We start from the raw sequence: 26687 nt of genomic DNA, 5'->3' as shown, positions 1-26687 counted from the left end.
GGGGGGCGGTCTTTAGGCGCCGCCGCGCAATTGCCGGCCGATCGCCTCCAGCATGGCCCTGCGCGAGAACAGGAAATCCCAGTAGCTGCCGCCGAGCTGGCGCCACAGCACCGCCGAACGCACCGCGGCCAGCAGCAGGGCGCGGATCTCGGCGACCACGCCGGCCTGCCCGAGGTAATGCGGATTGCCCTGCACCATGATGCGCGGCTTGAGCTGGCTGATGGTGTCCGCGTACAGGCCGCCCATGGCCGCCAGCACGTCGGGATGGGCCGGGTCGCCGAGTTCGCCGGCCCGCGCCGCGGCGGCGGCGATGCCGGCCTGGACCCTGGCGACCGTGGCGCCATCGCGCACGAAGCGGCGTTCCAGCTGCATCACCGACAACGCCAGACGCGGCAGCAGGTCGTCCTTGCCCTGGTTGCCGAAGTAGTCGCGCAGCAGCCGCAATCCGGCGTCCAGCTGGCGGCCGTCGCCATAGACGGCCGCAGGCGAGGGGGCGTCGATGCGGAGCACGCTGTCCATGGCCGTGCGCACCACGGCGGCATCGGAATGGCCGGTCTCGGCGATGCGCCGCACCTGCTGCAGGGCCTGGGCGATGCCGGCCAGTGCCAGTACGCGGTCGTCGAAGGAAAAACTCATGCTTGCCTCTCAAGGGAAACGGGGCGGGACGCACGCTGTTCCAGCGGCGCGTCGGTGGCGGCGATCACCGCGCCGCCCAGGCATTCGGGGCCGTCGTACAGCACCAGCGACTGGCCGGGCGTGACCGCCCGCTGCGGCCGGTCGAAATCGACCTGCAGGGTGCCGTCATCGCGCACGGTGACCGCACAGGGCTCGTCCGGCTGCCGGTAGCGGGTCTGCGCCGTGCAGCGGAAGCGGGCGGCGGGCGCGGCGCCGGCGATCCAGTGCATGGATTCGGTCTGCAGGCGGCTGGACTGCAGCCAGGGGCTGTCGTGGCCCTGGTCCACGTACAGGACGTTGGCCGCCACGTCCTTGCCGACCACGTACCAGGGCGCCGCCGACCGGCCGCGCACGCCGCCGATGTTCAGGCCTTCGCGCTGGCCCAGGGTGAAATAGAACACGCCCGGATGGCGGCCGATGGGCCGGCCGTCCGGGTCGCGGATATCGCCTTCGCGCGCGGGCAGGTACTGGCCGAGGAACTGGCGGAAATCGCGCTCGCCGATGAAGCAGATGCCGGTCGAATCCTTCTTGGCATGGGTCGGCAGCCCGGCCTCCTGGGCCATGCGGCGCAGCTGGCTCTTTTCCAGGTGGCCGATCGGGAACAGGGTGGCGGCCAGCTGTTCCTGGCCCAGCTGGTGCAGGAAATAGCTCTGGTCCTTGCCGCGGTCGGCCCCGCGCAGCAGGCGCCAGCGCCCGCCGGACTGCGCCACCCGGGCGTAATGGCCCGTGGCGATGCGCCCGGCGCCCAGCTCGCGGGCGGCGTCGAGGAAATGCTTGAACTTGACCTCGCGGTTGCACAGCACGTCCGGGTTGGGCGTGCGCCCGGCCGCGTATTCGGCCAGGAAATGCGCGAACACACCCTGCCAGTACTCGGCGGAGAAGTCGCGGAAATGGAACGCGATGCCCAGCCGGCCGCAGACCGCCACGGCGTCGCGGCGGTCGTCCTCGGCACGGCAATGGCCGCTGCCGTCATCGGCCCAGTTCTGCATGAACAGGCCGGAGACATCCAGTCCCTGCTGCACCAGGAGCAGGGCGGCGACGGAGGAGTCCACACCGCCGGACACGCCCACGACCACGCCCGGGCGGCTCACGGCACCTGCCTCAGCACCGACAGCGGGAAACGCTGCCCGGCCAGCCAGTCCGACACGGTCTGCCAGACCAGCGGGCTGCGCAGCCGCGCCATGTCGGCCTGCAGCGCGGCCGGGCTCAGCCACAGCGCCTGCACGATGCCGCCGTCCAGCGGCCGTTCCGGGTGGTGCCTCACCGGCTCGGCGGCGAAGGCGAAACGCAGGAACGGCGTGCCGTCGGCCGCGTCCCATTGATAGGCGCCGATGAAGGCGGTCGGCCGCACTTCCCAGCCGGTTTCCTCCAGCGTCTCGCGCACGGCGGCCTCGACCAGGCTTTCGCCGGGGTCCAGGTGGCCGGCCGGCTGGTTCAGCACCCGCCGTCCTTCCTTTTCCTCTTCCACCAGCAGCAACTGCCCGGCGCGGGACACCACGGTGGCCACGGTGACGTGTGGCGCCCAGCGCTGGCAGTCCAGTGCGTTCACCCTCAGTACTCGTCCTTGGCCGTCAGTTCCAGTTCGATCGCATCGGCGCTCTTGATCGCCGCATCGATGGCGTCGCTGAGAACCTCGGCCTTGGCATCGGCGTCGATCTTGACCACGAACATGGCCATGTCGCCCTGCTTGACCCAGCTGCCGAGCTTGGAGTCGTTGGAATCCTCGAGCAGGCGGTTGGCCACCAGCGCCGGCAGCTGCGGGCCGGAGGACTTGTAGCCCGGCGACCAGATCTCGCGGATGCGGTGGGTGCCGTAGGTCTCCACCGAGGAGCGCACGAACACCAGCTGGGTGCGCTCGTCCTCCATGTCGAACACCATGCGGTAGTCGCCGTCGTCGTCGACCTCGTACTTGTATTCCAGCGAATCGAGCAGCCGCCCGATTGCGGCATCCGGTTCGCCGGCGAAGGCGGTTCCGGCCATGCAGCCCAACACGCACGCCGCCATCATTCCAGTCACGTACTTCTTCATGCTTTCCCTGCGGGATTGGTTGATCAGGCGCAAATTGTGCTTTGACGGGGGCGTTCACGTCCAATTCGGCGCAGTACGCCGGGACCACCCGGTATAATTCCGCGCATGCCCCGCAAGCTCCAACACGACAACGACCATGGCCTGCTGGTGGAACCCGGCAAGCCCGAGGTCGCCCCGCCGCCGCTGTACCAGGTGATGCTGCTGAACGACGACTACACCCCGATGGATTTCGTGGTCGCCGTGCTGCAGAACTTTTTCGCCATGGACCTGGACAAGGCCACCCAGGTGATGCTGCACGTCCATACCCGTGGCCGCGGCATCTGCGGGGTCTACAGCCGCGAGGTCGCCGAGACCAAGGTCGCCCAGGTCAACGAGTTCTCGCGCATGAACCAGCACCCGCTGCTGTGCACGATGGAGAAGGCCTGACCGGCGTCGCCGCCGGCAGTGCGCGCGTCGCCCCGTCCCGACACTGGCGGTCCGCATCGTTCCGTATATGGGTACGGCGGCGGCATTGGCTGTGGCCCGGCCGGCGCCCATGTGGAGGGGACAGGAGTTGCCTGGCGTGACTCCTGCCGGATCGCGGTGCCGGTAAAGAATGCCGTGGTGCAGGGTAGGGATACGCCCCCGGCGGCCGACCGGCCGCAACGGATCCCCAACCATTGGGCATACTGCTAACGCCGTCTGAACACCGGCATCCGGTAGGGTGATGGAAAACGTGCAGTCAGGCCGCATATTGTCTCCAACCGCAGTCGGAGTCCCCCATGTTCAGCAAAGACCTCGAACAGACGATTGGCCAGTGCTACAAGCGCGCCCGCGAGGCCCGTCATGAATTCATGACGGTCGAGCACCTGCTGCTCGCCCTGCTGGAGAATCCCTCCGCGCAGGCCGTGCTCAAGGCCTGCGGCGCCGACCTGGACCGTCTGCGCCAGGACCTGGAACAGGCCGTGGAGACCTCGGTCTCGCGCCTGGCCGACGACGACGGCCGCGACACCCAGCCCACGCTCGGTTTCCAGCGCGTGCTGCAGCGGGCCGTCTACCACGTCCAGTCCTCAGGCAAGAAGGAGGTCACCGGCGCCAACGTGCTGGTGGCGATCTTCGGCGAGAAGGACTCGCACGCGGTCTACTACCTCAACCAGCAGGACGTGACCCGGCTGGACATCGTCAACTACCTGTCCCATGGCATCGCCAAGTCCGGCGACGATGGCGACACCTCGCCGTCCATCGACGGCGAGGGCCGCGCCGAGGGCGGGGAGGGCGAGGCCAAGGGCGACGCGCTGGCCGAATTCGCCAGCAACCTCAACGAGCAGGCCCGCGCCGGCCGCATCGACCCGCTGGTCGGCCGCGGCGACGAGATCGAGCGCACCATCCAGGTGCTGTGCCGCCGCCGCAAGAACAACCCGCTGTACGTGGGCGAGGCCGGCGTCGGCAAGACCGCCATCGCCGAAGGGCTGGCCAAGCGCATTGTCGACGGCGAGGTGCCCGAGGTGCTGGCCGATGCGGTGATCTATTCGCTCGACCTCGGCGCGCTGGTCGCCGGCACCAAGTACCGCGGCGATTTCGAGAAGCGCCTGAAGGGCGTGCTGACCGCGCTGAAGAAGGTGCCGGGCGCGGTGCTGTTCATCGACGAGATCCACACCATCATCGGCGCCGGCTCGGCTTCGGGCGGCACCATGGATGCGTCCAACCTGATCAAGCCGGCGCTGGCCTCCGGCGAGCTGCGCTGCATCGGCTCGACTACGTTCCAGGAATACCGCGGCATCTTCGAGAAGGACCGGGCGCTGGCGCGCCGCTTCCAGAAGATCGACATCGTCGAGCCGACCGTGGGCGAGGCCTACGAGATCCTCAAGGGCCTGCGCCCGAAGTACGAGGCGCACCACAGCGTGACCTACGCCGACGACGCGCTGCAGGCGGCGGTGGACCTGTCGGTCAAGCACATCGGCGACCGCCTGCTGCCGGACAAGGCCATCGACGTGATCGACGAGGCCGGCGCGCGCCAGCGCCTGCTGCCGGAAAACGAACGCAAGGCGACCATCGATGTCGAGGAGGTCGAGGCCATCGTCGCTAAGATGGCACGCATCCCGGCCAAGCAGGTCACCGCAACCGACAAGGACGTGCTGCAGCACCTGGAGCGCAACCTGAAGATGGTGATCTTCGGCCAGGACCCGGCGATCGAATCGCTGGCGTCGGCGATCAAGCTGTCGCGTTCGGGCCTGGGCAATCCGGAGAAGCCGATCGGCAACTTCCTGTTCGCCGGCCCGACCGGCGTGGGCAAGACCGAGGTCACCCGCCAGCTCGCGCTGCAACTGGGCATCGAACTGGTGCGCTTCGACATGAGCGAGTACATGGAGCCGCATTCGGTCAGCCGCCTGATCGGCGCGCCCCCGGGCTACGTCGGCTTCGACCAGGGCGGCCTGCTGACCGAGAAGATCGTCAAGACGCCGCACTGCGTGCTGCTGCTGGACGAGGTGGAGAAGGCGCATCCGGACATCTTCAACATCCTGCTGCAGGTCATGGACCGCGGCATCCTCACCGACACCAATGGCCGCGAGGCCAACTTCAAGAACGTGATCCTGGTGATGACCACCAATGCCGGCGCGGCGCAGGCGGCGCGGCGCTCGATCGGTTTCACCAAGCAGGATCACGCCACCGATGCGATGGAGGTGATCCGCAAGGGCTTCACCCCGGAATTCCGCAACCGCCTGGATGCGGTGGTGCAGTTCCAGGCGCTGGGCCTGGACCACATCCTGCGGGTGGTGGACAAGTTCCTGATCGAGCTGGAGATGCTGCTGCAGGACAAGCACGTCTCGCTGTCGGCCACCCCGGCCGCGCGCGACTGGCTGGCCCACCATGGCTTCGACCCGCAGATGGGCGCGCGGCCGATGTCGCGCGTCATCCAGGACCAGATCAAGCGCCCGCTGGCCGACGAACTGCTGTTCGGCAAGCTGGTGGGCGGCGGCAAGGTCAACATCGACGTGCGCGAAGGCGAACTGGTCGTGGAGACCGAAGCCGAACCGGAGCACCTGTTGCCGGCGACGGTCTGAGGCAGGAGAGCAGGGAGGCGGGACCCGGAAAATGGGAAGAGAGCGCCATGTGGGCGGCGGAATCGGTCCGCTCCGCCAGCCTAGGCCGGCGAGATCACCATCGCCTGGCCTTCCACATTCCCGCTTCCCTCCTCCCCATTCCCCGCCCCGCAGTCACGCAAAAAAGCCAGCCCAAGGCTGGCTTTCGGGATGCCCGGCTACCGCTGCTTACTTCATGCGGTAGGTGATGCGGCCCTTGGTCAGGTCGTACGGCGTCATTTCAACCTTGACGCGGTCGCCGGTAAGGATGCGGATGTAGTTCTTGCGCATGCGGCCGGAGATGTGGGCGATGATTTCATGCCCGTTTTCCAGTCGAACGCGGAAAGTGGTGTTCGGCAGCGTCTCGCTGACGGTGCCTTCGAACTCGATGGAGTCGTCTTTCGACATGTAATCCTGTGCGGTTCTGCGGATGGCCTTTTCAGGCCCGGAAGCCGAGCATTTTACCCCGCGTCGCCGAATCATGCAAAGTTTGCGTTAAACCCCGGCCCCACCCGCCAAAACTGCGGCCGGCCAGCGGCCGAAACGCCGCGCCCAGCTCCCGGCCGGCTCCCTTTCCGCCTCCTGGACCAGCGCCCGCACCCGGGTCAGAAAGACGTCGCGCGGCAGGTGCCCGGCGCCCATGCGCAGCAGATGCGGATTCTCGACCTGGGCGTCGATCAGGGGCCAGCCCCAGCCATGCAGGACATGCGCCAGCGCGGCCAGGGCGACCTTGGAACCGCCGCTGCGTCCGCTGAACATGCTTTCGCCGAAGAACATCCGGCCGATGGCCACGCCATAGATGCCGCCGACCAGCTGCCCGCCATCGAACACCTCCACCGAATGCGCGTAGCCGAGCCGGTGCATTTCCACGTAGGCGCGCTGCATGCCGGCGGTGATCCAGGTGCCGTCCTGGCCCGGACGCGGCGCGTCGGCGCAGGCCTGCATCACCTCTGCGAATGCGGTGTCGGCGGCGACCGTCCAGTGGCTGGAACGCAGCTGGCGGCGGAAGCGCGAGGAAAGGCGCACGCCATCGGTGCCGAACACCATGCGCGGGTCGGGCGACCACCACAGGATCGGCTGCCCTTCGGAGAACCACGGAAATATGCCGCCGGCATAGGCGTTGAGCAGCCGCACTGGCGACAGGTCGCCGCCGATGGCGAGCAGGCCGTCGGGCTCGTCCAGCGCCAGTTCCGCCGGCGGGAACGGCGCACCGGGGTCGGGCGGCAGCAGGAACGGATGCTTCGCCGGCTTCATGCGTCGTCTCCGCTCCTGAAAGGGGAGTGCCGCTGCAGCGCCTGCGCGTAGCGGGCGATATCGCGCGTTTCCCGCGCGCACCAGTCGTGCAGCGCCTGGCGGAACCGCGGATCGGCGATCCAGTGCCGGCTGCGTACTTCGGCGGGGAGAAAACCGCGCGCCAGTTTGTGTTCGCCCTGCGCGCCCGGCTCGAAGCGCTGCAGGCCTTCGCGCAGGCAGTAGTCGATGCCTTGGTAGTAGCAGGTCTCGAAATGCAGGCCGGGCAGGGCGGCACCGCCCCAGTAGCGACCGTACAGCGTATCGCCGCCCCGCAGGCACAACGCGCCGGCGACCGGCACGCCATCCTGCTCGGCAAGGAAGAGCACGAGCTGGCGCGGCAGGGCCTCGGCCAGGTGGCGCAGGAACGGCAGGGTCAGCGCCGGCGCGTTGCCGTATTCGGCGAAGGTCTGCAGGTAGAAGCCATGCATGGCGCGCAGGTCGCCGGCCGAAGCCTCGTCGCCATGCACGATGCGGAAGCCGATGCCGCTGCGCGCGACCCTGGCGCGCTCCTGGCGGATGTTCTTGCGGCGCTTGTGGTCCATCGCCGCGAGGAAATCGTCGAAATCCCGCCAGCCCGGCTGGCGGCGCCACTGGAACTGCACGTCCACCCGCCGCAGCCAGTCCGCGCCGAACGCCTCGTCCTCGTCCGCGCCATGGAAATTGATGTGGGCCGAGGACAGCCCCGTGTCCTGCACGTACCCGACGATGGCCCGCAGCAATGCCTGTCTCTGCGCATCGTCGCGCGCCAGCAGGCGCGGCCCGGTCACCGGCGAATAGGGGACGGCACCGAGCCACTTGGGGTAGTACTCCAGCCCATGCCGCGCATGGGCATTCGCCCAGGCATGGTCGAACACGAACTCGCCGTGCGAGTTCTCCTTCAGGTAGCCCGGCACGGCGGCCACCAGTTCATCGCCGCGCCACAGCGTGATGTGCCGCGGCTGCCAGCCCCATTCCGGGCGCAGGCAGCCATGCCGTTCCAACCCGGCAAGGAAGGCGTGGCTGACAAAGGGATTGCCCTGGTCGTGCAGGGCATCCCATTGCGCCGCCTCCACCAGGGCCATGGACGGGAGCACGCGCGTTTCCAGGACCGCCATCATGGCCGTAGCTGCAGCACGTCGATGGTGGGCGGGTTGAACAGGCGCAGCGGCAGGCCGACTTCGCCCACGCCCCGCGTGGTGAACACCCGTACCGGACCGGCCGCGGCGGGCGCGACCTGCTCGCCGCGATCGAAGCCGTGGGCGCTGGGGATGACCTTGCGGTACAGCCAGGGAATGCGGATCTGTCCGCCATGGGTATGGCCGGCAAGGACGATGGCCGCCTCGCCCGGCTGGAGGTCCATGGCACTGTCGGGATTGTGCGCGACGACGATCGCCGGCGCCGGCTCCACCGCCGCGCGCAGGAAACCGGGATCGTCCTTTCCCGCCCAGCGGTCGCCCAGTCCCGCCCAGCGGATGCCGCGCGCGTCGGTGAAGGCCATGCCCTCGATGACGCGCACGCCGTGCGCGCGCAGCGCCTGGCGCAACGGCGCGTCGATGTCCGGCCCCGGCGCCTGCTGGTCGTGGTTGCCCAGCACGGCATAGACCGGAACGCGCAGCGCCGACAGCGGGGCGAACGCCTCGGACAGCACGAGACGCTGCGGTTCATAGGTCAGGTCGCCGGCGATGACCACCGCATCCACGGGCAGCGCATCGAGGCGGTCCACCAGCCGTTCGAGGAAGCGGCGGTCCTTGTAGACCCCGAGGTGGATGTCGCTGACCAGGGCGATGCGCGCCTGCATGCCGGTGCCGCGCAGTTCGGTGTGGTCCACCTGGATCAGCTGCGGTTCGACGAACCGCGCCCAGGCGAACACGCCGCAGCCCAGCAGCAGGAAAGCGAGCACGGCGCGATGGCGCCGGTCGCGGCGCCACCGCCACAGCAGCCAGGCCATGGCGGGGACCACCAGCCAGCTGCCGTGGAACAGCAACTGCTTGGCGAACACCGTGTCCATGCCCGGCTGCCGGAGGCGACCGCGATCAGCCGCCCTGCGCGTCCAGGAAGCGTTCGGCGTCGAGCGCGGCCATGCAGCCGAAGCCGGCCGAGGTGATGGCCTGGCGGTAATGCTGGTCGGCGACGTCGCCGGCGGCGAACACGCCTTCGACCGAGGTCATGGTGGCGTTGCCGCCCAGGCCCGAGCGGATCTCCAGGTAACCGTTGTTCATCGCCAGCTGGCCCGCGAACAGGTCGGTGTTGGGCTGGTGGCCGATGGCGACGAAGAAGCCATGGGCATCGATGTCGCGGGTGCTGCCGTCCTGGGTGGACTTCACCCGCACGCCGGTCACGCCCATCTCGTTGCCCAGCACCTCGTCGACCTGGTGGTGCCACACGGTCTCGATCCTGCCGGCGGCGACCTTGGCGAACAGCTTGTCCTGCATGATCTTCTCCGCCTTGAGCGTGTCGCGGCGGTGCACCAGGTAGACCTTGCGGGCGATGTTGGACAGGTACAGCGCCTCTTCCACGGCGGTGTTGCCGCCACCGACCACGACCACGTCCTGGTCCTTGTAGAAGAAGCCGTCGCAGGTGGCGCAGGCCGACACGCCACGCCCCTTGAACGTTTCCTCGGACGGGATGCCCAGGTACTTGGCGGTGGCGCCGGTGGCGATGATCAGCGCGTCGCAGGTGTACTCGGCGCTGTCGCCGGTCAGCTTGAACGGACGCTGCGACAGATCGGCGGTATGGATATGGTCGAACACCACCTCGGTGTCGAAGCGCTCGGCGTGGGCCTGCATGCGCGCCATCAGGTCCGGTCCCATCAGGCCGTGGGCGTCGCCCGGCCAGTTGTCCACCTCGGTGGTGGTCATCAGCTGCCCGCCCTGCTGCAGGCCGGTGATCACCACCGGCTTGAGGTTGGCGCGCGCGGCATAGACCGCGGCGGTCCAGCCGGCGGGGCCGGAGCCGAGGATGACGAGCTGCTGGTGGCGGGTGGGCAGGGACGGGGCGCTGGAAGTGCTCATGTATACTCGCGGAAGTCGGGATTGGCGGCGCGATCGCGGTGCATGGCGACCGTCCGGGCAGGTCATAGAGTGGCGACCGGGCCCCGGTGAATCAAGGCGCAGGAATGGAACTGCGCGACCCGCAGGACCGCTCCCGCGCCGCTGCCGCAGATCGGCACGCGCTTTCCGTATGCCCTCACGATGCCGTTGCCTTCCGTTCCCTGCATGGTGGGAGATGGGCGGATGAAACCGTGGCGTCTGTCGTTTAATATCAATCACTAACCATGCATTTCTAAGGTCTGGTCCAAGGTGGCGAAACAGGTCCCGGAACGTGACAAGGGCGCTGGCGGCAATACCCGCAGGCAGGCCGCCGCAGCGGACGCTCCGCGCCGCAACAAGTTGTGGCGCGACCTGGCGCTGATCGCGATCGCGCCGGCGCTGCTGTACCTGCTGGCAAGTCTGTTCACCTATTCCCCGACCGACCCGGGCTGGTCGCAGGCCGGGTCGGTGGTCGCGCCCATCCACAACATGGGCGGCAGGGTGGGGGCGTGGATCGCCGACGTGCTGCGCCAGCTGTTCGGCTACGTGGCCTATCTGGTTCCGCTGATGCTCGCGGCAGTCGCCTGGATCGCCATGTTCGGGCTCAACCGCGAGGACCGCGGCCAGGACGACCTCGGCCCGGCGCTGCGCCTGGTCGGCATCGTCGGCTTCCTGATCGGCGCCACCGGCTTCCTCTACCTGCGCCTGCCGCCGGGCGACGTCGCCCGTGCCGGCGGCGGCCTCGGCGTGCTGGTCGGCAAGTCGCTGCAGAGCGGCTTCGGCCCGGTCGGCAGCAACCTGTTTCTGCTGGTGCTGCTGCTGACCTCGATCACCCTGGCCACCGGGCTGTCGTGGTTCATGGTGATGGAGAAGATCGGCAAGTGGGTGCTGGCGCTCGGCCCGCTGTTGAACAAGAAGAAGGAACAGGCCAGCGAGTGGCAGCAGACCCGTGCGCTGCGCGAGGAACGTGAGGAGGTGCGCAAGGTCGATGCCGAGGTGCGCGCCAAGCGCGACCCGGTGAAGATCGAGCCGCGTCCGGCGCCGGTGATCGAGAAGAGCGAGCGCGCCAAGCGCGAGACGCAGATCCCGATGTTCCAGGGCGTCAATGGCGACGGCTCGGACCTGCCGCCGCTGGCGCTGCTGGACGACCCCAGGCCACAGCCCAAGGGCTACGACGAGCAGACCCTGGAAACCCTGTCGCGGCAGATCGAGTTCAAGCTCAAGGATTTCCGCATCGACGCGCAGGTGGTCGGCGCCTATCCCGGTCCGGTCATCACCCGCTTCGAGATCGAGCCGGCGCCGGGCATCAAGGTCAGCCAGATCAGCTCGCTGGACAAGGACATCGCCCGCGGCCTGTCGGTCAAGTCGGTGCGCGTGGTCGACGTGATCCCGGGCAAGTCGGTGATCGGCCTGGAGATCCCCAACGTCACCCGCGAGATGATCTTCCTGTCCGAACTGCTGCGCTCGAAGGAATACGACAAGTCGGCCAGCGTGCTGACCCTGGCGCTGGGCAAGGACATCGCCGGCCGCCCGACCGTGGCCGACCTGGCGCGCATGCCGCACCTGCTGGTGGCCGGCACCACCGGCTCGGGCAAGTCGGTGGCGGTCAACGCCATGGTGCTGAGCCTGCTGTACAAGGCCAGCCCGAAAGACCTGCGCATGCTGATGATCGACCCGAAGATGCTGGAACTGAGCGTCTACCAGGGCATCCCGCACCTCCTGGCGCCGGTGGTCACCGACATGAAGGAGGCCGCCAACGGCCTTCGCTGGTGCGTGGCCGAGATGGAGCGCCGCTACAAGCTGATGAGCGCGGTGGGCGTGCGCAACCTGGCCGGCTTCAACAAGAAGATCAAGGACGCCATCGACGCCGGCCAGCCGCTGATGGACCCGCTGTTCAAGCCGAACCCGGAGATGGGCGAGGCGCCGCGCCAGCTCGAGCCGCTGCCGTTCATCGTCATCTTCATCGACGAATTCGCCGACATGATGATGATCGTCGGCAAGAAGGTCGAAGAACTGATCGCGCGCCTGGCGCAGAAGGCGCGCGCGGCCGGCATCCACCTGATCCTGGCCACCCAGCGCCCGTCGGTGGACGTGATCACCGGCCTGATCAAGGCCAACATTCCCACCCGCATCGCCTTCCAGGTCAGCTCCAAGATCGACTCGCGCACCATCCTCGACCAGTCCGGCGCCGAAGCGCTGCTGGGCAACGGCGACATGCTGTACCTGCCGCCGGGCACGGCGATGCCCGACCGCGTGCACGGCGCCTTCGTCTCCGACGAGGAAGTGCACCGCGTGGTCGAGCACCTCAAGGCCAGCGGCCCGGCCGACTACATCGAGGGCGTGCTGGACGAAGTGCAGACCATGGGCGACGGCGTGGTCGTCGGCGCCAACGGCCTGCCGGAGAGCAGCGGCAGCGGCGGCGACGAATCCGACCCGCTGTACGACGAGGCGCTGCGCATCGTCACCGAGACCCGCCGCGCCTCGATCTCCGGCGTGCAGCGTCGCCTGAAGATCGGCTACAACCGCGCCGCGCGCCTGATCGAGGCGATGGAAGCGGCCGGCGTGGTCAGTGCGCCCGAGCACAACGGCGACCGCAGCGTGCTGGCGCCGCCACCGCCCAAGTGAGGCAGGGGCGGCCGTCGAGGACGATTGCCGCCCATTCAGTTCCATCCGGGCAGACTCTGCCCATTCCTCCGTCCAACGATGACAACCGCCATGAACGCCTTCCTGCGCCCCACGTTGATCGCCGTGACCCTGGCCGCCGCCGGCATCGCCGCCACCGCGCATGCCGGCGCGCGCGACGACCTGAAGACCTTCACCAACGGCCTGCGCGGCCTGGACGGGCAGTTCAGCCAGCAGGTGTTCGATGCCCGCGGCAAGCTCAAGGAATCCTCCAGCGGCCGCGTGGCGCTGTCGGCGCCGCGCCTGTTCCGCTGGGAATACACCCGCCCGCATCCGCAGCTGATCGTGGCCGACGGCAGCAAGGTCTGGGTCTACGAGCCCGACCTGCAGCAGGCCACCGTGCGCGGGCAGGGCGAGGAGGAACAGAACAGTCCGCTGACCGCGCTGATCAATCCGGCGCAACTGGAACGCCAGTACGACGTCAGCGAGGAAGCCGCACCGCGCGACGGCCTGCAGTGGCTGTCGCTGAGCCCCAAGCGCGAGACCGACGCCAGCTTCCAGTACGCCGCGCTCGGCTTCGGCCAGGGCGGGCTGGGCCGCATGGAAGTGGTCGATGCGGTGGGGCAGCGCACCGTGATCGAGTTCAGCGGCTGGAAGAAGAACCCGTCCTTCTCCAACGGCACTTTCCGCTTCACGCCGCCGAAGGACGTGGACGTCATCGGCGAGCGGTAAAACCCGGCTGCCGGCCGCAGCCAAGCGTTCCCGATATTCCCGCGGCAGCGCCGGCCGGCGACTGGCGCTACCGGAGAGGGCAGCCACGCTAGAATGCCGGCGTGGCCAGATCCAGAAACACGTTCTCCGATCCTCCTGCCGACCTGCTGAGCGCGGACCGGGAAAGCATGCGACCGCTCGCCGAGCGCATGCGCCCACGCGCGCTCGACGAGATGGTCGGGCAGAAGCGCCTGCTGGCGCCCAACACCGCCCTGCGCCGCGCGATCGAATCCGGCCGCGTCCATTCCATGGTGCTGTGGGGTCCGCCCGGTTGCGGCAAGACCACCCTGGCGCTGCTGCTGGCGCGTTATGCCGACGCCGAGTTCCGCGCGATCTCGGCGGTGCTGTCGGGCCTGCCGGAGGTGCGGCAGGTGCTGGGCGAGGCCGCGCAGCGCTTCGCCGAAGGCCGGCGCACCGTGCTGTTCGTCGACGAGGTGCACCGCTTCAACAAGTCGCAGCAGGATGCTTTCCTGCCGCACATCGAGCGCGGCACCATCATCTTCGTCGGCGCCACCACCGAGAACCCGTCCTTCGAGCTGAACTCGGCGCTGCTGTCGCGCTGCCGCGTGCACGTGCTCGAGGCGGTGTCGCCCGAGGACGTGGCCGAAGCGTTGCAGCGCGCCTTGAACGACAAGGAGCGAGGTCTCGGCGAGGAGGACATCCGCGTATCGCCCGAGTCGCTGCTGGAGATCGCCCGCGCCGCCGATGGCGACGTGCGCCGCGCCCTGACCCTGCTGGAAATCGCCGCGGAACTGGCGGCGGGCGAGGGCGGCCAGATCACCCCGGAAACCCTGCTGCAGGTGCTGGCCGACCGCACGCGCCGCTTCGACAAGGGCGGCGAGCAGTTCTACGACCAGATCTCGGCGCTGCACAAGTCGGTGCGCAGCTCCAACCCGGACGGGGCGATCTACTGGCTGGCGCGCATGCTCGACGGTGGCTGCGACCCGTCCTACCTCCTGCGCCGGCTGACCATCATGGCGGTGGAGGACGTCGGCCTGGCCGACCCGCGCGCCCTGGAAATGGCGATCAACGTCTGGAACGCCTACGACCGCATCGGCGCGCCGGAGGGCAACATCGCCCTGTCCAACCTGGTCGTCTATCTGGCCAGCACCGCCAAGTCGAACGCCGCCTATTCCGCGCTGAACGCCGCCCGCGCCGATGTAACCGCACTCGGTTCGCTGCCGGTTCCCATGCACCTGCGCAACGCGCCGACGCGGCTGATGAAGACCCTCGGCTATGGCAAGGGCTACCAGTACGACCACGACGTCGAAGGCGGCATCGCCCTGGACCAGACCGCGTTCCCCGACGAGATGGGCGAGCGCGTGTACTACCGGCCGGTCGAACGCGGGCTGGAGATCAAGCTCAAGGACAAACTCGACCGCCTGCGCGCGGCGCGCGAGCAGGCCAGGGCGGGCGGCGGCAAGCCGCAGGAATGAACAGGTACCGCATCCGGCCCGAGCGGCCGGGGCGCCCATGACGACAGCAGGAGGCAGCACCCGATGTGGCTTTCCTTTGTGGCGATAGGCGTCGGCGCGGCGCTCGGCGCGTGGCTGCGGTTCGGCCTGAGCGTCTGGTTGAACCCGATCCATCCCACCGTCCCGCTGGGCACCCTGGCCGCGAACCTGCTCGGCGGCTACGTCATCGGCCTGGCGCTGGCCTGGTTCGCGGTGCGCCCGGACATCGCGCCGCAGTGGCGGCTTTTCATCGTCACCGGCCTGCTGGGTGGTCTGACCACTTTCTCCACGTTCTCCGCCGAAGTGGTGCAGTTGTTCCTGCGCCAGCAACTGGGCTGGGCGCTGGCGACCATCGGCCTGCACCTGGCCGGTTCGCTGTCGATGACGGCGCTGGGCTGGGCCACCTGGCGCATGCTGCGCCCCTTGGCGTGACCCGGCTTTGCACCGCATGATCCGCTTTCCATTTGGAACGATTGAAAGACGACATGCCGGTAGAGCAGGGCGGAATGAACGAACCGGTGGCGGCAACGACCATCATCGGCGCTGACGTCGGCGGCACCTATGCCCGCCTGGGCTGGACCACGCTGCAGCCGGGCGGGCCGATCCGGGTCAATGGTTTTCGCCGCTATGCCTGCGCGGATCATCCGAGCCTGGCGGCGATCCTCCGCGACTACGCCGAAAGCCTGCGCGGCGATGCGTCCATTCCTCCCGTCGACCGCGCGGTCGTGGCCATCGCCGGACTGCTCGACGGCGACCGCCTGCTCAACACCAATCTGGCCTGGGACGTCTCGCTGGCCGATCCCCGCCGCGAGGCAGGCATCGGCGAACTGGAACTGATCAACGATTTCGTGGCCGTGGCGCAGGCCATTGCGCATGTAGAACCCGATGCGCTGCATGCCTTGTCGGGCGATACCGCTCAGCGCCCGCACGGTCCGGCGCTGGTGCTGGGGCCGGGGACAGGCCTGGGCGTGGCCGTGCGCCTGGAAAACAGCCAGCCGCCGGTGCTGGCCAGCGAAGGCGGGCATGCCTCGCTGGCCGCGGGCAACCTGCTGGAGCTGGACGTGCTGCGCCTGCTACTGCAACGCCATGGGCACGTCGACAGCGAGCGCATCCTCTCCGGCCCCGGTCTGATGACGCTCTACACCTGCCTGTGCGAGCGCGAAGGCGCGGCGCCGCGCTGGGATACGCCGGCCGCGCTGGTGGAAGCAGCGCGCAACGGCAGCGACCGGCTCGCGCTCGCCAGCACCCGCGCGTTCTGCGGCTGGCTGGGCAGCGTCGCCGGCGACCTGGCCCTCACCTTCGGCGCACGTTCGGTCTACCTCACCGGCGGCATCACCGGCCATCTCGCCGACTGGCTGCACGAAGGCGATTTCCAGCGGCGCTTCCTCGCCAAGGGCGCGCTTTCGCCGGCCCTGCGCCACGTCCCGGTGTGGCGCATCGACGACGGCGAACTGGGCGTGCTCGGCGCGCTTGCCTGGCATGCGGACGACGCCTGCCGCCCCACTACAACCGGAGAAACCCCATGAGCACACGCAGGCAGTTCCTGCAGACCTCCATGCTGTTGGCTGCGGCCGGCGCCACGCCGCGCCTGCTGGCCTCGCCGGCTACGGCCGACGGCGCGCGCGTGGTCTCGACCTGGGACTTCGGCGTCGGCGCCAACCAGGCCGCATGGAAGGTGCTGTCGGCCGGCGGCAGCGCGCTGGACGCGGTGGAGGCAGGCGCCCGCTGGGCGGAAAGCGACCTGTGCAACCCCACCGTCGGACACTGCGGCAACCCCGATCGCGACGGCATCCTGACCCTGGACGCCAGCATCATGGACGGCGACGGCCGCTGCGGCTCGGTCGCCGCGCTCAGCGACATCCTGCATCCGGTATCGGTCGCGCGCCGGGTGATGGAACAGACCCCGCACGTGATGCTGGTGGGCGAGGGCGCCCAGCAGTTCGCCGTGCAGCAGGGCTTCGAGCGCCGCAGGCTGCTGACGCCGGAAGCCGAGAATGCGTGGCGCGAATGGCTCAGGACCGAGCATTACGCACCGCAGATCAATGCAGAGCGGCGCGGCCGTCCCGGCGACAAGGACAACCACGACACCCTGGGCATCCTCGCCATCGACGCGAAGGGAGGCATGGCCGGCGCCTGCACCACCAGCGGCATGGCCTTCAAGATGCACGGCCGCGTAGGCGACAGCCCGATCATCGGTGCCGGCCTGTACGTCGACAACGAAGTCGGCGCGGCCACGGCCTCGGGCATGGGCGAGGAAATGATCCGCAACGCCGCCTCCTTCCTGGTGGTCGAACTGATGCGCCAAGGGCGCTCGCCGGCCGACGCCTGCCGCGAAGCCATCGAGCGGGTGGTGCACAAGCGCCCCGAAGCCAGCCGCACCCTGCAGGTGTGCTTCCTGGCGATGAACAGGAACGGCGAAGTCGGCGCCTACGCCCTGCATCGCGGCTTCGTCTACGCGGTATGCGATTCCCGCAAACAGGACGCGCTGCTGGATTCCACCTCCGTCTACACCAGCGAACAGACATGAGTGGACGCCGCCTGCTGGAGATCGCCAGCAACTCCGTCGCATCGGCGATGGCCGCGCAGGCCGGCGGCGCCGACCGGATCGAACTGTTCGACAACCTCGCCCAAGGCGGCACCACGCCATCGCGCGGCAGCGTCGCCGTGGCTCGTGACCGCCTGCGGATTCCGTTGTTCGTACTGATCCGTCCGCGACCGGGCGATTTCCACTACGACGCCCAGGAAACCGAAATCATGCTGCGCGACATCGAAAGCTGCCGACAGCTGGGATGCGACGGCGTGGTGATCGGCGCGCTGGATGCCGACGGCGCCGTGGATGTCCCGTTGTGCCGCGAACTGGTCGCTGCCGCGGGGCCGCTCGGCATCACCTTCCATCGCGCCTTCGACGCGGCCCGCGACCTGCAGGCGGCGATGGAGCAGGTCATCGGCTTGGGCTGCCACCGCATCCTCAGTTCTGGCGGCGCCGCCAGCGCCATGGCCGGCAGCGCCATGCTGTGGCAGCTGGCCACCCAGGCCGCCGGCCGCATCCACCTGATGGCCGGCGCCGGCCTGGATGCGGACAACATCGCCGACGTCGCCAACCAGAGCGGCTGCAACGAACTGCATGCATCCGCCAAGGCGGTACGCACGTCAAGCACGCGTCACCACAATCCAGCGTTGATCGGACTGGAAAGCGATTGGGTGCAGTCGGACGAGGGCTTGGTGAGCGCGTTGCGGCAGGCGCTGGATCGGGCGGAATAGGCGAGTTAGGTGTCCTGAATCACAAGCCGAGATACAGCCGAATGGCCATTGCGATATTAACATAATATACATTATGCGAAATTGAAGATGGCCCGGGCGAAGGCGGCCGCGTTGCGCCGACTGCGCTGGATTTGGCTCTGGATCACTGACGGGACAACTAGATCTGTACTTTTGCGCCATCTAAATCTGTACTTCTTATGGCGTAACTACACATGAACGGGCCCGCCGATCTCTCACTCAGGCTCCGCCTCTCCGGTGGCTGGCGCGACACCAGCTTCCTTTATCGTCGAGGCTGGTGGCTTCGACCACACTGGCCCGAACTCGGCGTACCAAGCAGCGATCATGCGCTTCAGCCTCGGACTCGAGCCGCGCCCGCCGAGTTCATGTCGGACGTTACACTGAGTCGATGGCTTTCCCTTTATTAGTAGGGATTCAATCGCCGCTGAGACTTCTTCTTGTGTGATAGGCATAGTGGCCATCCCCAAAAGCAAGATGCATGGACGTGTCAGCGCTCATTGTGCGCCTACCAAGGCCGTCTTCAAGTGCTTACGCCTATTTATGTGCGGGTACTTATTCAGCGCGCTCTAGCTTCGGCGCCAAATCGACCAAGAAGGCTCCGGCCTGAACCAAATTGTTGGGCGCACCAAAGTATGGTCAGCAGCCGCACCATCCTCAAGGGCCGCACTCTGGTAGCATTTCAGACCTCAGGGTGCTGACCCGCATAGATTTCACTCTAAGAGTGTCTCATCTCATTGTTTGAGAACCCAGCCGGCGTCCTTCCGACACCCTGATCGCGTGTTTTTCGTGTCAGCTGATCGGTGGCCGCGAGGTGCTGTCGTTCGGTCTCGGATCCTACAAAATCAGGGTCTTGGTGCGGATCATGACGTTCGAGCGCCAGCGTTGACCTTCATCTGGGTGACACGGAAAACACGCACAGATGGCTCACGCTTTTCGCCTTTTCCCTGGCTTGGTCAGTGCAGGGGTGGAAGAAGTCTTGCGCGCCATAGCGGAGCTGCGTCGAAGAGCGGCTTCCACAGCTGATGACAGGTCAAGGGCTCTGCCGAGTTGTGCTTCCAGCGCGTCAGCACGGGCTCGCTGGATGTCCAACTCCTTGCGGGTCTCGGACTTTTGGAGCGAAGCGTCCTCAACGGATCGCTGGGCCGCTACGAGCGCTTCGCGGTGTTCACGGCTCAACGCGGCGATCCGCTTCTGCAGATCCTTGGTCTCCTGACGCGCTCGATCGATCTCTACGCCGGCGCGCTCCTCCACGGCGTGAACATGCTGGGCAGTGGCGGCGCGCTCGGTGCGGGCCGCCGCTTCCTGGGTCCGAAGATGATCCTCTGCCAACTGGCGTGCGGTCCCGGCCTGCGCTGCCCGGGCCTGTGCCGCATCGCGCTCGTCGGTTAACGTCCTAAGGTGGTCCTGGAGCTGGTCGACCCGGTACTGCAGTTGCATGGCCTGAGCGGACGCTAGGCGCTCCGCGTCTTGGCTGGCTTGGACCTGCGCCTGCAACATGGCGGCCTCGGTTGCCCAACGTTCACGGGCCTGCGCAAGTGCCTGCTGATCGGTCAGCAAGGCGGCTCGGTCGGTGACAAGTTCTTGCGAGGCTTGCGCCTGAGCGCTCTGCAGCGCCAGAGCCCACCACTCCCCTGCCAAGGCAGCCACGGCATCGGGCGCCCCCGGAACTGCTAGCCGCGCGTGATGGGATTGCAGCCGCTCGCCCAGCCGTTGCCACCAAGTCTCCAGCCAGCGCGTCACGGTATTGGGCGAGCCTGTGCCGAGATGGGCACGGATCCGTTCCACTGTCGGGCGTTCGCCGTTGGCCACCAACTGGTCGGCGGCAGTGTGGACATCGGATTCGGTGATGCCGCGGGCCATGAAGTGTCTCCTGTATCGGCGCCCTACTCTGTTGATCACGTACTCACGATAAGTGATGATTATCGTTAGTAGACACCCTATTTCATAGCATACATTACATAGTATGAAGCGAAATAACACATTACCGACAAGCGCAGCGACCGTCACCAGCCTAGTTTTGCCGGAACAACTCGCCCAGCAAGCCGCCGATGCGGTTCGCGAGTTGCTCGCTGAAGCAGCTGCAGCTAACACCACCCGCAGCTACGCAACTGCCCTACGCTACTGGGCCGGTTGGCACCAAGGTCGTTACGGCGTCGAGTTGGCGTTGCCGGTTAGTGAGGCTGCGGTGATCCAGTTCCTGGTCGACCACATCCAGCGCAAAGGCAAGACCGGCCTAGTCAGCGAACTGCCGCCGACGATTGACCAAGCGTTGGTGGCCGCCGGCCTCAAGGCCAAGGTCGGGCCGTTGAAGCTGTCGACCGTGGTCCAGCGCGTGGCCGTGCTGTCCACGGCACACAAACTCAAGCGCCTGACTAATCCATGCGAGCTGCCCAGTGTCAGGACGCTGTTGAGCCGTGCCCGCCGAGCCTCAGTCAAACGGGGTGAGCGGCCGACCAAGAAGACCGCGATCACCCGCGCCGAACTGGAGGCCATGCTGGCCACCTGCGATGACAGCCTAGAAGGCCGGCGTGACCGTGCCCTGCTCTGCTTCGGCTTCGCCAGTGGCGGACGTCGGCGCAGCGAGATTGCTGCGGCGGACATGCGCGACCTGCGCAAGATCGGCGAGGACGGCTACCTCTATCGACTGGAGTACTCGAAGACGCAGCAGGCGGGGGTGACGACGGACTCGACCCCGGACAAGCCAATCCTGGGCCGCAGCGCCGCCGCGCTCAGGGCTTGGCTGGAGGCGGCGGAGATCCATGAGGGGGCGATCTTTCGGCGGATCTGGAAGGGGCGGATCGGCCCTCCCCTGCTCCCGGGATCCGTAGCAGCCATCGTGAAACGGCGGGCCGCACGGGCTGGACTTGAGGGGGACTTCGGGGCGCACAGTCTGCGATCTGGGTTCGTGACCGAGGCCGGTAAGCAAGGTGTGCCGCTGCCGGCGGTGATGGCCATGACGGAACATCGCTCGGTGGCGAGTGTGATGGGGTACTTCCAGGCTGGAGCTGCAGAAGACAATCCGGCAGGTCGCTTACTGAAATGAAAAGTACTCAACGCTGACTCGACACGCCTGTTTCCCGCCTAGGGAGGCAGGGTCCTAACGCTGACACTGGTGGCGGGAGGTCCGGCAGCTTACCAGTCAGGAGCCCAGCGAATGCCCTCATTTGGGACCCGATGATGCTTTTTTGCCCGCGGTGCCGGCGTGCGGGGTGGCGGTAGGTCACCACCGCTGTCAGTTGTTGTAAATTAGTGCGAATCGAGAGGAGTGCGTTTAGAAATGGTGCTTGGGAGTAGGCAATCGGACCACCTGGGGCGGTACTACACCCATGGGAAGGTCGCGGCGTTGTTGGTCGCATCGATGAATGTAGCCGCTCCCAAGACTGTCATTGACCTCGGTGCCGGCGACGGGACACTTGTCGATGCAGGTGCGAAGCTCTGGAGCAGGGCTCGGTTTGTTACCGTGGATATCGACGACAAGGCAGAGAGCAGTCGCCTTCCTGTAACGAGGGGAGGCGCATTCCGCCACTTCACGGGCGATGCCTTGGATGTTGGCCTAGATCATCGGCTCGGCCTTCATTGGGGAAAAGCCTGTGTTGGCTTGTGCAATCCACCCTATATCAAGCCTCGCTGGCGTCGCCACTTCGGCGAAATCATGGAGGAAGTAGGCCTTAGTCACGTCCTGCCACATGCGGAGGACATTCCTGCGGATATCCTTTTCATCGCTCAGAACCTTCGTTTTCTGAAGGATGGCGGGCGGCTTGGAATGATCATTCCAGACGGGCTTATTTCCGGCGAGCGTTTTATGCGTTTTCGCCAGTCATTGATCGAAAGCCATTCGATTGACCAAGTCATCGAGTTGCCTCGGAATATCTTTCGCCGAACCGAAGCCAAGGCTCACATAGTCATTCTAACGAAAGCCGCAACACAGGTCTCGCACATTCCCGTTCGGCAGCTTTCGTCGACCGGTGAGTTATCAGATGCGATGACGATATCGCCAGAGCGGGGACTTCTTCGCCTGGATTATGGATACCATTCATCAGTGAGGCCCTCGCGCACTTCTCGGGTCGTCCGGTTGTCAAAATTAATAGCATCTATCTCGCGCGGCACGCTCTCATCGCGAACTCGCAAGAATGTCGGATATCCGGTCTTCCACACAACTGACCTTACGGCCGGAATGACTGAAGTGCCTAGCGAATTCGCACTCAGTAAGGAATTCCAGAAAGTGGTGGCTGGTGTGACGGCGCGTGCGGGTGACGTTCTGGTGGCTAGAGTCGGCAGAAACCTGTCCGATAAAATCTGTCGGGTTGACCGTGGTGTGATTGTTGTATCGGACTGCTTTCTCGTGCTTCGACCGAATGTGGGCGAGGAAGATAATCTATTTAAGGTTCTGAATAGTCCTCGTGGCCGTGTGGCCATCGATGCAATTGCGCACGGCGTCGGGGCTAGGTTCATCACCGCAAATGCTTTAATGAAAATATGCTTCTGAGTCCAAGATATGGCAGATAGAATTGACGGTGTTGAGCTCGAATCTGCCCTCCAGCAGCGGGCAGACTACATTCCAATCGAGGATCTGTTAAACGAAACCTCGCAGCAAGGTGATCTGTTCAGCAGAGTCGCTCAGGAGCTGACAAACCGCGGATTGCGGACCATCGTGGGCCCGCGCGGGTGCGGAAAGACGCACATGATGCGTTTCGCTTGGCTGAAGTGTCGTGATGACAGCTCTATGCCTTTCGCTGTATACGTTAGTTTCAATCGCTACTTCCGACTTGAGCCCTTACTTTCTAGCCACGCGAGTGCGCTTGGACAGTTTCACTCTTGGGTCCTAGCGAGGATCATTTTGGCTGTAGTCGATAGCGCCCAATCCTGGCAGCCTGAAGTGTCGGTCGAACTTCCTCCGCCTTTGACGGAGGGGGGGCTTCAGAGTTTCGTGTCCAGGACAGAGCGCAACCTGCCACTTGACGATGACATGAAGGTTATTGCTGACGGGCTTTCAATTGAGCGCGTGCAAGCATTAATTGCGTCCGCTCGTGCGCAGGCCGGGCGGAAGTTCAGCGTACTGCTAATGGACGATGCAGCACTGACGCTTACCCCTGATTATCTTATTGAGTTTCTTGACATTGTGCGGTCGCTGAAGTCAATAGACTTGGCGCCAAAGGCGTCGGTGTATCCTGGCACAACCGAGGTAAGTCCGAAGTTTCACCAAGGCCAAGACTCGGTGGCAATACCCGCATGGGTTTGTATTGAAGATCCTGGATATGACGACGTGATGGATGGCATAGCCCATACTCGCGTCAAGGGTTTTCAGTCCACTCCTGTGGACGTCCGAGTTATGTTGCGATTCGCTGCATTTGGCATTCCGCGGGCTTATTTAACTATGTTGGACGAGTTTCTTCGCGGCGATCACCGCACGACCCAGCAAGGCGTGACGCGAACGATTCAGGAGCATCTTGATGCAAGATTGGCGGAGTTCCGCTCCCTAGGAAAGAAGGTTCCCAAGCTTGCGTCCCTCGTTGAGGCCGGAGAGAAAGTGCTCGATGGAATGGTCCGCGAAATTAAGACGTTCAATGAAGGAGTCGGGGGGAAAGGGCATCGCCAGCTCACAGTCGGAGTTGTAGAAAGTGAACTGACGCCAGTTGTAGAGCGGATGTTTAATTTGTTGGTTGAAGCGGGGCTCACTTACGACAATTCTACAGTTAAGCATGGCACTCCTTCACGAATATACCGCCGATATATCCCCCATGCAGCGAACCTGCTTTCCATTAGAGCAATCGGCGGTGGCGAAAGCGGCGGCAGCATTCGCCAAACTGTTGAGGCGATTCGGTTCAAGTCCGCAAAGCATCCGGTGAGAAAAAGCCTTCAGCGCATTGTTCCAGAGGTGGATTTTGGGAGCTTGAGCTTATCGCTTCCGAAATGCGCTTCATGCCACGCCCCTCGAATGACGGATAGTCAACGCTTCTGTCACAACTGTGGACAGCAGCTCGTTGATGCGTCGACGTTTTCGCAGTGCCTAGAAACACCTATAGCCCAGGTTCCGGGACTCACAGTTTGGCAGCGCGCCCAGATCGACGAGCATTTGCCAAACTTGAAGACGTTGCGAGACTTTTTGGCTAAGCAAGATCCGGCGGCCGACCTGCTTACAGTACGAGGGTTTGGGCGCCGCAGAACGGCGAGAATTGTGGATGTGCTTAACGGTTTCGTCGACGAGTATTTGTCTTAATTATGCCTCCGAAAGCTACCCCTGCCGCCGATTTTTCTGCGATTCTGACGGTTCGCCAGGTCACGGGCGAGATTGATACAAGACAGTGGTTTCACGCTGACCACGATGATTCCGATGTATCGCCGATCGATCAGTTCATTGACAACGCGGTAAGCCTTAACAAGATGTGGGTAGGCACAGGCGGCGACGCTTTTTTGCCGCGGGAACTGGGGATGCTGCTAATCCTGGGCTATGTTTCAGCCGTCGAAGGATTTTTTCGAGCGTTGATAAGGCGCATCCTTATGGTCGACCCCTACTCACAGTTGCACTGTGAAACCTACACACTGACATACGCAGCCGCGCGTCATCAGCGGCAGAGCCTTCTTCCAGAGGCTCTGCTCGAGGAAGTAGTGTTCTCTGGAAAAAAACAGGTAATTACAAATATCCAAAAGTTCTTGAACTGGGGCTTGGCTGGAAACAAGCCGTTCGAGGAACTCCTCACACGCTACAACGCGGTATGTGAACTGCGGCACTGTTGTGTGCATCGCTTTGGTAAACTGGGCACGAAGAATGCGGTCGAGCTTGGGCTTGAGAGCCATAAGAAGTACCTTGAGAAGCCATTGTTGCTTACCCGTGCGAACATGGAATCCATCGTCGACTTGCTCTTCGTTCTAGTTAAGTCTCTTAACAATGAGGCGTTTCGTTTTGTTCTAAACCGTGCAGCAACTTCCAAGCTCAAAGGCGCGGAGGCAGTGGGGTTAGGTTGGACTTGGAACAAGGCAAGGGATAAGAAGCTTTATTCAGCTTACTACGCCATATTCGCGAGTCAGCGGGACGCCACGCCCTCTCCGCCTATGGAGGAGATGTATGAGCGTTACAGGGCAACGTTCAAGAACGTTGGACGGCAAAAAGGCGACAGATAGAATGTGATTGCTCAGGAAGCCTTACAGCCTGGCGGCGCGCCATGCCGTGATTTCCGAAGTTCATCAGCACAGGTCCAACTCCCGCCGCTAGGTGGCCCGCGTGGATGAAGATATGGGCTTGAAACAGACCTTCCCTACCCCCGATAAATCTTCCTAATCCCCTGCCTCGCTGGTGTCCGCTTTCGGCCAGTAGCGGACATCTATGCGGCACAATCGTAACCAACGCACATCTCGATCGCCCTGCTACTTCGCCGCTGCACGCCACGCGGGCCATGCCTCACCAATCACCCCCAGCGCAGATTTCAGGAAGAACAGGGCAATCACCGCGCCTGCTGCGATGTCCGGCCAGCCGCTTCCGGTGAGCGCAACGCCACCGGCAGCCACCAGTACACCGATGTTGGCGGCAACGTCATTGCGGGAGCACTCGAAGGTGCTTTTCATGTTGATGTTGAGCGCGCGGAACCGCCACAGGAGTGCCAGGCACACCAGATTGGCCACCAGCGCAACCGCTCCGAAGCCCAGCATCAAGCCGCTGGAAGGTGGCACGCCGTGGACCAGTTTGCTGACCACCTCCACCACGATGAAGACAAAGAAGGCCAGGATCAACAGCCCCTTGGCCAGGGCTGCACCGGCCTCCCAGCGCGCCCCGCGATTTACCGCCCACAGGCTCAGGCCGTACACGATCGCGTCGCCCAGCATGTCCACGGCATCGGCCTGCAGGGCACTGGAGCGCGCCACGATGCCCGCGCCGAACTCGATGAAGAACATCGCCAGGTTGATGATCAGCACCGCCAGCAGTACGCGCCGCTGCGCACTGTGAAGGGCCAAGGCCTCCAGTTCCTGGCGCTTGTGGCCGCAGCAGTGGTCCATGGGTGTCTCCCGCCAGGTCAGCCCGGGCTTGAAAAGAGGTGGGACAGTCGTTATCAACCTTGTAGCCCCTACAAGGTCAAGCCCATGCCCAGCCACCTCACCATCGGCCAGTTGGCCCGCCAGACCGGCACCAAGGCCGAGACCATCCGCTATTACGAAAAGATCGGCCTGCTGCAGCCGCCGCTGCGTTCGGAGGGCAACTACCGCTACTACGGCGTCCAGGACCAGAGGCGCTTGTCGTTCGTGCGACGTGCTCGGGAACTTGGCTTCTCTATCGAACAGATCCGCGAGTTGATTGCCTTTGGTGAACAGCGGGAACACGAGTGCAGTTCGGTGGACGATGTGGTGAAAGCGCATATCGCGGACATCACGCGCCGTATCCAGGACCTGCAGGCGTTGCAGGGCGAGCTGGAGCGGATGATCGGCAATTGCCCGGGCGGCCGCGTGGCCGACTGCAGGGTGCTCGAAGCCCTTCAGCCGCAGCCTGCCGCTTGACCTTGTAGCCGCAT

General features: G+C 65.3%; 25 protein-coding genes. 14 read left to right on the top strand and 11 right to left on the bottom strand.

The genetic code is table 11. The features are described from left to right. Window positions 1-12: 12 nt before the first annotated feature. The 4 genes from hflD to CQ393_RS02510 are packed head-to-tail and all read right to left on the bottom strand — an operon-like array spanning window position 13 to window position 2703. Window positions 13-636, bottom strand: coding sequence for a high frequency lysogenization protein HflD (gene hflD / locus CQ393_RS02525; protein WP_153190046.1), 624 nt, complete (start codon window positions 634-636; stop codon window positions 13-15). After that, window positions 633-1766 (bottom strand): tRNA 2-thiouridine(34) synthase MnmA, encoded by a 1134-nt coding sequence (gene mnmA, locus CQ393_RS02520; protein WP_343199461.1) that lies wholly within the window; start codon window positions 1764-1766, stop codon window positions 633-635. The genes hflD and mnmA overlap by 4 nt, the downstream gene beginning before the upstream one ends. Further along, window positions 1763-2224: an NUDIX hydrolase gene (locus CQ393_RS02515; protein ID WP_343199460.1), complete on the bottom strand. Its 462-nt coding sequence runs from the start codon at window positions 2222-2224 to the stop codon at window positions 1763-1765. Before CQ393_RS02515 ends, mnmA begins: the two co-directional genes overlap by 4 nt. A gap of 2 nt (window positions 2225-2226) precedes the next feature. Then, window positions 2227-2703 carry a hypothetical protein gene (locus CQ393_RS02510; RefSeq protein WP_153190045.1) on the bottom strand — a complete coding sequence of 159 codons (477 nt, stop codon included), beginning with the start codon at window positions 2701-2703 and terminating at the stop codon, window positions 2227-2229. A gap of 105 nt (window positions 2704-2808) precedes the next feature. On the opposite strand from CQ393_RS02510, the gene clpS reads away from it, so the two are divergent. Next, on the top strand, window positions 2809-3129 hold the full coding sequence (gene clpS, locus CQ393_RS02505; RefSeq protein ID WP_153190044.1) for an ATP-dependent Clp protease adapter ClpS: 321 nt from the start codon (window positions 2809-2811) through the stop codon (window positions 3127-3129). A gap of 335 nt (window positions 3130-3464) precedes the next feature. Next, window positions 3465-5744, top strand: coding sequence for an ATP-dependent Clp protease ATP-binding subunit ClpA (clpA, locus tag CQ393_RS02500; RefSeq protein WP_153190043.1), 2280 nt, complete (start codon window positions 3465-3467; stop codon window positions 5742-5744). Window positions 5745-5951: 207 nt separating this feature from the next. Here clpA and infA read toward each other — a convergent pair whose 3' ends face one another. The 5 genes from infA to trxB form a co-directional block, all read right to left on the bottom strand. Then, on the bottom strand, window positions 5952-6170 hold the full coding sequence (infA, locus tag CQ393_RS02495; RefSeq protein ID WP_005409596.1) for a translation initiation factor IF-1: 219 nt from the start codon (window positions 6168-6170) through the stop codon (window positions 5952-5954). Between the two features lie 87 nt (window positions 6171-6257). After that, window positions 6258-7016: a leucyl/phenylalanyl-tRNA--protein transferase gene (aat, locus tag CQ393_RS02490; RefSeq protein ID WP_153190042.1), complete on the bottom strand. Its 759-nt coding sequence runs from the start codon at window positions 7014-7016 to the stop codon at window positions 6258-6260. After that, the gene (locus CQ393_RS02485) at window positions 7013-8149 is read right to left on the bottom strand and encodes a GNAT family N-acetyltransferase (RefSeq protein ID WP_194269567.1); all 1137 of its coding nucleotides are present in this window, start codon (window positions 8147-8149) and stop codon (window positions 7013-7015) included. The genes aat and CQ393_RS02485 overlap by 4 nt, the downstream gene beginning before the upstream one ends. Then, window positions 8149-9042: a metallophosphoesterase gene (locus CQ393_RS02480; RefSeq protein WP_153190041.1), complete on the bottom strand. Its 894-nt coding sequence runs from the start codon at window positions 9040-9042 to the stop codon at window positions 8149-8151. The genes CQ393_RS02485 and CQ393_RS02480 overlap by 1 nt, the downstream gene beginning before the upstream one ends. A gap of 25 nt (window positions 9043-9067) precedes the next feature. Then, window positions 9068-10045 (bottom strand): thioredoxin-disulfide reductase, encoded by a 978-nt coding sequence (gene trxB / locus CQ393_RS02475; protein WP_153190040.1) that lies wholly within the window; start codon window positions 10043-10045, stop codon window positions 9068-9070. Window positions 10046-10333: 288 nt separating this feature from the next. On the opposite strand from trxB, the gene CQ393_RS02470 reads away from it, so the two are divergent. The 7 genes from CQ393_RS02470 (at window position 10334) to CQ393_RS02440 (ending at window position 18171) form a co-directional block, all read left to right on the top strand. Continuing rightward, window positions 10334-12688 (top strand): DNA translocase FtsK 4TM domain-containing protein, encoded by a 2355-nt coding sequence (locus CQ393_RS02470; protein WP_343199459.1) that lies wholly within the window; start codon window positions 10334-10336, stop codon window positions 12686-12688. A gap of 90 nt (window positions 12689-12778) precedes the next feature. Further along, the gene (gene lolA, locus CQ393_RS02465; RefSeq protein WP_153190039.1) at window positions 12779-13417 is read left to right on the top strand and encodes an outer membrane lipoprotein chaperone LolA; all 639 of its coding nucleotides are present in this window, start codon (window positions 12779-12781) and stop codon (window positions 13415-13417) included. A 101-nt stretch (window positions 13418-13518) separates the two neighbouring features. Beyond that, window positions 13519-14892, top strand: a complete 1374-nt coding sequence (locus CQ393_RS02460) for a replication-associated recombination protein A (RefSeq protein WP_343199458.1) — start codon at window positions 13519-13521, stop codon at window positions 14890-14892. A gap of 63 nt (window positions 14893-14955) precedes the next feature. Next, window positions 14956-15342 carry a fluoride efflux transporter CrcB gene (crcB, locus tag CQ393_RS02455; protein ID WP_153190038.1) on the top strand — a complete coding sequence of 129 codons (387 nt, stop codon included), beginning with the start codon at window positions 14956-14958 and terminating at the stop codon, window positions 15340-15342. 74 nt (window positions 15343-15416) lie between these two features. After that, on the top strand, window positions 15417-16436 hold the full coding sequence (locus tag CQ393_RS02450) for a glucokinase (RefSeq protein ID WP_153190037.1): 1020 nt from the start codon (window positions 15417-15419) through the stop codon (window positions 16434-16436). Next, window positions 16433-17437, top strand: a complete 1005-nt coding sequence (locus CQ393_RS02445; protein ID WP_153190036.1) for a N(4)-(beta-N-acetylglucosaminyl)-L-asparaginase — start codon at window positions 16433-16435, stop codon at window positions 17435-17437. Before CQ393_RS02450 ends, CQ393_RS02445 begins: the two co-directional genes overlap by 4 nt. Beyond that, window positions 17434-18171: a copper homeostasis protein CutC gene (locus tag CQ393_RS02440; protein WP_153190035.1), complete on the top strand. Its 738-nt coding sequence runs from the start codon at window positions 17434-17436 to the stop codon at window positions 18169-18171. The genes CQ393_RS02445 and CQ393_RS02440 overlap by 4 nt, the downstream gene beginning before the upstream one ends. Before the next feature lie 942 nt (window positions 18172-19113). Here CQ393_RS02440 and CQ393_RS02430 read toward each other — a convergent pair. Beyond that, a complete protein-coding gene (locus CQ393_RS02430; RefSeq protein ID WP_153190033.1) occupies window positions 19114-20049 on the bottom strand; it encodes a DNA-binding protein in 936 nt (311 codons plus the stop codon). A 103-nt stretch (window positions 20050-20152) separates the two neighbouring features. Between CQ393_RS02430 and CQ393_RS02425 the strand changes: the two genes are divergently transcribed. The 4 genes from CQ393_RS02425 to CQ393_RS02410 all read left to right on the top strand — a co-directional run bounded on the left by CQ393_RS02425 (window position 20153) and on the right by CQ393_RS02410 (window position 25308). Continuing rightward, on the top strand, window positions 20153-21232 hold the full coding sequence (locus tag CQ393_RS02425) for a site-specific integrase (protein ID WP_153190032.1): 1080 nt from the start codon (window positions 20153-20155) through the stop codon (window positions 21230-21232). A gap of 417 nt (window positions 21233-21649) precedes the next feature. Beyond that, window positions 21650-22675, top strand: coding sequence for an N-6 DNA methylase (locus CQ393_RS02420; protein ID WP_194269561.1), 1026 nt, complete (start codon window positions 21650-21652; stop codon window positions 22673-22675). A gap of 480 nt (window positions 22676-23155) precedes the next feature. Next, window positions 23156-24406, top strand: a complete 1251-nt coding sequence (locus CQ393_RS02415; RefSeq protein ID WP_194269560.1) for a hypothetical protein — start codon at window positions 23156-23158, stop codon at window positions 24404-24406. Between the two features lie 2 nt (window positions 24407-24408). Beyond that, complete coding sequence (locus CQ393_RS02410; RefSeq protein WP_153190029.1) at window positions 24409-25308, top strand: hypothetical protein; 900 nt, start codon at window positions 24409-24411, stop codon at window positions 25306-25308. Window positions 25309-25551: 243 nt separating this feature from the next. On the opposite strand, the gene CQ393_RS02405 is transcribed toward CQ393_RS02410, so the two are convergent. After that, window positions 25552-26178, bottom strand: coding sequence for a cation transporter (locus CQ393_RS02405; protein WP_153190028.1), 627 nt, complete (start codon window positions 26176-26178; stop codon window positions 25552-25554). An 84-nt stretch (window positions 26179-26262) separates the two neighbouring features. Here CQ393_RS02405 and CQ393_RS02400 point away from each other — a divergent pair, with 84 nt between their 5' ends. Continuing rightward, window positions 26263-26673, top strand: coding sequence for a helix-turn-helix domain-containing protein (locus CQ393_RS02400; protein WP_153190027.1), 411 nt, complete (start codon window positions 26263-26265; stop codon window positions 26671-26673). The last annotated feature ends 14 nt before the right edge of the window (window positions 26674-26687 follow it).

This window comes from Stenotrophomonas sp. MYb238, assembly GCF_009496535.1.
Classification (GTDB): Bacteria; Pseudomonadota; Gammaproteobacteria; order Xanthomonadales; family Xanthomonadaceae; genus Stenotrophomonas.
The sequence above is the reverse complement of the archived record's forward strand: the minus strand, read 5'-3'. Positions and strand labels throughout refer to the sequence as shown.